We start from the raw sequence: 4,109 nt of genomic DNA, 5'->3' as shown, positions 1-4,109 counted from the left end.
TCGCCGGGGATGAACCCGAGGGCATCGGCGGCGAAGGCGACTCCCCGTGGCAGGTCGTCGAGATCTTCGTCAGCCTCACCCCAGATCGCCGCGCGCAGAGCGCGCACGGCCTCCTCCCCCGCTCCCGGGGTGGCTCCTCGAGCCACGGCGCTGATTCCCCACTGCGCACGCTGGGCGATGACCGAGGCGTCGAGGCTCCCCGACGGCTGCCATTCGCCGCGGGGTGGTGCAACTCCCGCCCACGCGGGAGAGAGCCCGGTATCGGGGAAGGTGAGGATCTGCGGGTCGTCGGTGGCTGCGAGCGACGACACCACCACGTCGCACTCCAGCTCAGGGTCGACTCTGACGATGCGCATCGCGAGAACGGTGGGCGTCTGGTCGAACAGCCCGTGCGGGGCGAGGGCCGCACCGGTGAGCGCGAGGGTGCCGTTGGCGGCCTGCAGCCGAATACCCTCGTCGGAGATGCGAGTCGATCGTCCGATGAAGGTCAGGACGTCTTTGGAGGTCTCGGAATCGGCGAGGAGGAGCTGGTGCGGCACACCCTCTAAACTAGCAACGCAGCGGCCTTCGCAGTCGCGGGAAGGAAGTCATGACCCCCGACGCACACGCGATCCGCACGGTCGATCAGCTGCTGGCGGTGCTCGATCTCGATTCGACGCAGGCCCGTACGACCGAGGACATCTTCACCGGATCGTCGCATCCGATGCCCTCAGGCAGGATCTACGGCGGTCAGGTACTCGCCCAGAGCCTTCTCGCCGCGGAGCGGACACTTCCCGAAGACCGCGCCGTGCATTCGATGCACGGGTACTTCCTCCGCCCCGGCGACGCGAGCCAAGGCATCACCATCGCGGTGGATCGCATCCACGACGGCCGCTCGTTCTCGACGCGTCGCTCTCAGGCGTACCAGAACGGCGTCCCCATCTTCTCGATGATCGCGTCGTTCCAGGACGAGGGCCCGGGCGTCGAGCATGCCGTGTCGATGCCCGAAGGTGTGCCATCGCCTGATTCGCTGCTGCCCGACGAAGAGCGTGTCGACGGGCTCCCGCCCGGCGTGGCGCGAATGCTCAGCGACCGCGCCGCTGATGTGAGGCACGTGGAATCGCCGCTGTTCCTGCCGAGCGACGATGCGCACGTACCTCAGCAGTGCGTCTGGATGCGGTTGCGAGCCCCGCTGCCCGACGACCAGCGCGTCCATCGCGCCGCTCTCGCCTATCTGAGCGATATGACGATCCAGGAATCCATCCTGCGCGCCCATGGCGTCTACTGGGGGTTGCCCGGACTGAAGGTGGCGAGCCTCGACCACGCGATGTGGTGGCATCGACCGGCCCGGGTCGACGAATGGCTGCTGTACGTGCAGGAGTCGCCGAACGCGCGGGGCGGCCGCGGACTCGCTCAGGGGCGGATCTACACGCAGTCCGGCGAGCTGGTCGCGTCCGTCGCCCAGGAGATCATGGTGCGGGTACCCTCACAGGACTGATCGTCGCCGACGGGCCGCGAGCGGCTCAGCGGTGCGCGTACTCGATGGACGGTCCGACGAACGGCTCCCAGGCGTCGCGCATCTCCTGCGTGAGCCTCGTCGGCCGCCCGGAGGCGGCATCGACGAGCACGATGATCGCCGTCGACCGCGCGTAGATCGTTCGCGGTTCGGCTTCGGGATCGTTGTGCACCTCGTAGCAGACCTCGACGCTGGAGCCGCCGAGCTTGCCGAACCACATCTGCACTTCGAGCGGACGCCGCTGGTACGGCACCGGTGCGAGGTACTCGATCTCCTGACGCGCGATGAGGGTGAGCACGCCCTCGTCGATGCCGGGGTCGAGCACCGCCGTGGACGGCGCCTGTTCACCGGGACCCGCCCGCCAGAAAGCGCGCACGCGCGCCTCCTCGAGCAGCTTCAGCATCGAGGTGTTGTTGACGTGGTTGAACGCATCCAGATCGCCCCAGCGCAGGTGGATCGGGATGTGCAGGCGAGTGCCCGGTGTCGGGTCGGACATCGGCGGCTCAGTCGCGGGTCAGCTTGCGGTGCGTCGAGCGGTGAGGCTTGGCCGCGTCGGCACCGAGTCGCTGGATCTTGTTCTCCTCGTACGCCTCGAAGTTGCCCTCGAACCAGTACCACTGCGCCGGCTTGTCGTCGGTGCCCTCGTAGGCGAGGATGTGCGTCGCGATGCGGTCGAGGAACCACCGGTCGTGGGTGATGACCACGGCGCAGCCGGGAAACTCGAGCAGCGCGTTCTCGAGGGAGCTCAGCGTCTCGACGTCCAGGTCGTTCGTCGGCTCGTCGAGGAGCAGCAGGTTGCCGCCCTCCTTCAGCGTGAGGGCGAGGTTCAGTCGGTTGCGCTCACCACCCGAGAGCACGCCGGCCTTCTTCTGCTGGTCGGGACCCTTGAACCCGAACTTCGAGACGTACGCACGAGAGGGAATCTCGGTCTTGCCGACCGTGATGAAGTCGAGTCCATCGGAGACGACCTCCCACAGGGTCTTGTCGGGGTCGATGTTGGAGCGCGACTGGTCGACGTAGCTGATCTTGACGGTCTCACCGATCTTGAGGTCGCCACCGTCGAGCGGCTCGAGACCCACGATCGTCTTGAACAGCGTGGTCTTTCCCACACCGTTCGGACCGATCACGCCGACGATGCCGTTCGGCGGCAGGTTGAAGCTGAGCCCGTCGATGAGTGCACGTCCGTCGAAGCCCTTCTGAAGCTTCTTGGCGTCGATGACGATGCTGCCGAGTCGGGGGCCTGCGGGAATCGAGATCTCCTCGAAGTCCAGCTTCCGCGTCCGCCCCGCCTCCGTCGCCATCTCCTCGTAGCGGGCCAGACGGGCCTTGGACTTGGTCTGACGACCCTTCGCGCTCGAGCGCACCCACTCCAATTCCTCTTTGAGGCGCTTGGCGAGCTTGGCGTCCTTCTTGCCCTGGACCTCGAGGCGTTCGCCCTTCTTCTCCAGGTAGGTCGAGTAGTTGCCCTCGTAGCCGATCAGACGTCCGCGGTCGACCTCGGCGATCCACTCCGCGACGTGATCGAGGAAGTACCGGTCGTGGGTGATGGCGATGACAGCACCCTTGTACGCCTGCAGATGCTGCTCGAGCCACAGCACACTCTCGGCGTCGAGGTGGTTCGTCGGCTCGTCGAGCAGCAGGAGGTCCGGCTTCTGCAGAAGCAGCTTCGCAAGAGCGACTCGACGCTTCTCACCACCGGAGAGCGGTGCGATCGCTGCGTCTCCGGGCGGAGTGCGCAGGGCATCCATCGCCTGTTCCAGCTGCGAATCGAGATCCCAGCCGTCTGCGGCGTCGATCTCTTCCTGCAGGGTGCCCATCTCGGCCAGGAGAGAGTCGAAGTCTGCATCCGGATCTGCCATCAGCATGGAGATCTCGTTGAAGCGGTCGACCTTGGCCTTGATCGCGATCCCGTCCTGGATGTTCGCCAGCACGGTCTTCGTTTCATCGAGCTCGGGCTCCTGCATCAGGATGCCGACGGAGAATCCGGGAGACAGCTTGGCCTCGCCGTTCGACGGCGTGTCCATGCCCGCCATGATCTTGAGAATCGTCGACTTGCCGGCACCGTTCGGGCCCACCATGCCGATCTTGGCACCGGGGAGGAACGCCATCGTGACATCGTCGAGGATGAGCTTCTCGCCCACCGCCTTGCGCGCACGAACCATCGAGTAGATGTACTCAGCCACCGAAAACCGCTCCTTCTGTTGGCGTCGAAGATCGACACCCCAGCCTACCGGCCTCCGCCTGGATCGCCGCCGAGGCCGACGTCAGCGAGCAGAGATCGCCGAGCGGAGGGTCGATGCGCGAACAACCGATCGCGCTGTCTTCACCAATCGATCGCGCGCGTGGCTCCGACCAGGCAACGCCCCTCGGCGAGCTGCGGCAGCACGGCGGTGACGGGTTCACCGGTCGATGGGCCGATCTGCCCGACGAGGCACTCGTCGTCTCCCCACCGCACGGAGAATTGGATGCTCTCCGCAGGGTTGCCCACGGTGGAGACGTCTTGGCTCACCTGCATGTCTGCTCGATCGAATCCGGCTGCGATGAGGCCGTCGATGTACGCGCGCCCGGCAAACCTCTGCTCTGAGCCCCAGACCTGTGCCGTCACTGCCGCGAA

At 66.3% G+C, this 4,109-nt stretch carries 5 protein-coding genes; 1 reads left to right on the top strand and 4 read right to left on the bottom strand.

All coding sequences use genetic code 11. The annotated features are described in order from the left end of the window. A partial coding sequence (locus tag J7E68_RS15265) for a hypothetical protein (protein ID WP_215174006.1) occupies positions 1 to 539 on the bottom strand: 539 nt, incomplete at its 3' end. 50 nt (positions 540 to 589) lie between these two features. On the opposite strand from J7E68_RS15265, the gene J7E68_RS15260 reads away from it, so the two are divergent. Further along, the gene (locus tag J7E68_RS15260; RefSeq protein WP_215174004.1) at positions 590 to 1,477 is read left to right on the top strand and encodes an acyl-CoA thioesterase II; all 888 of its coding nucleotides are present in this window, start codon (positions 590 to 592) and stop codon (positions 1,475 to 1,477) included. A gap of 25 nt (positions 1,478 to 1,502) precedes the next feature. Here the strand turns inward: J7E68_RS15260 and J7E68_RS15255 are convergent, their stop codons facing one another. The 3 genes from J7E68_RS15255 to J7E68_RS15245 all read right to left on the bottom strand — a co-directional run. Next, entirely contained in the window at positions 1,503 to 1,991 is a 489-nt protein-coding gene (locus J7E68_RS15255; RefSeq protein ID WP_215174002.1) for a thioesterase family protein, read from the bottom strand. Positions 1,992 to 1,998: 7 nt separating this feature from the next. Continuing rightward, positions 1,999 to 3,678, bottom strand: coding sequence for an energy-dependent translational throttle protein EttA (gene ettA, locus J7E68_RS15250; RefSeq protein WP_215173999.1), 1,680 nt, complete (start codon positions 3,676 to 3,678; stop codon positions 1,999 to 2,001). A gap of 140 nt (positions 3,679 to 3,818) precedes the next feature. After that, the coding region (locus J7E68_RS15245) for a DUF6993 domain-containing protein (protein ID WP_396652513.1) at positions 3,819 to 4,109 on the bottom strand (291 nt) is incomplete at its 5' end.

It is taken from the genome of Microbacterium sp. ISL-103, assembly GCF_018613995.1.
Classification (GTDB): Bacteria; Actinomycetota; Actinomycetes; order Actinomycetales; family Microbacteriaceae; genus Microbacterium.
The sequence above is the reverse complement of the archived record's forward strand: the minus strand, read 5'-3'. Positions and strand labels throughout refer to the sequence as shown.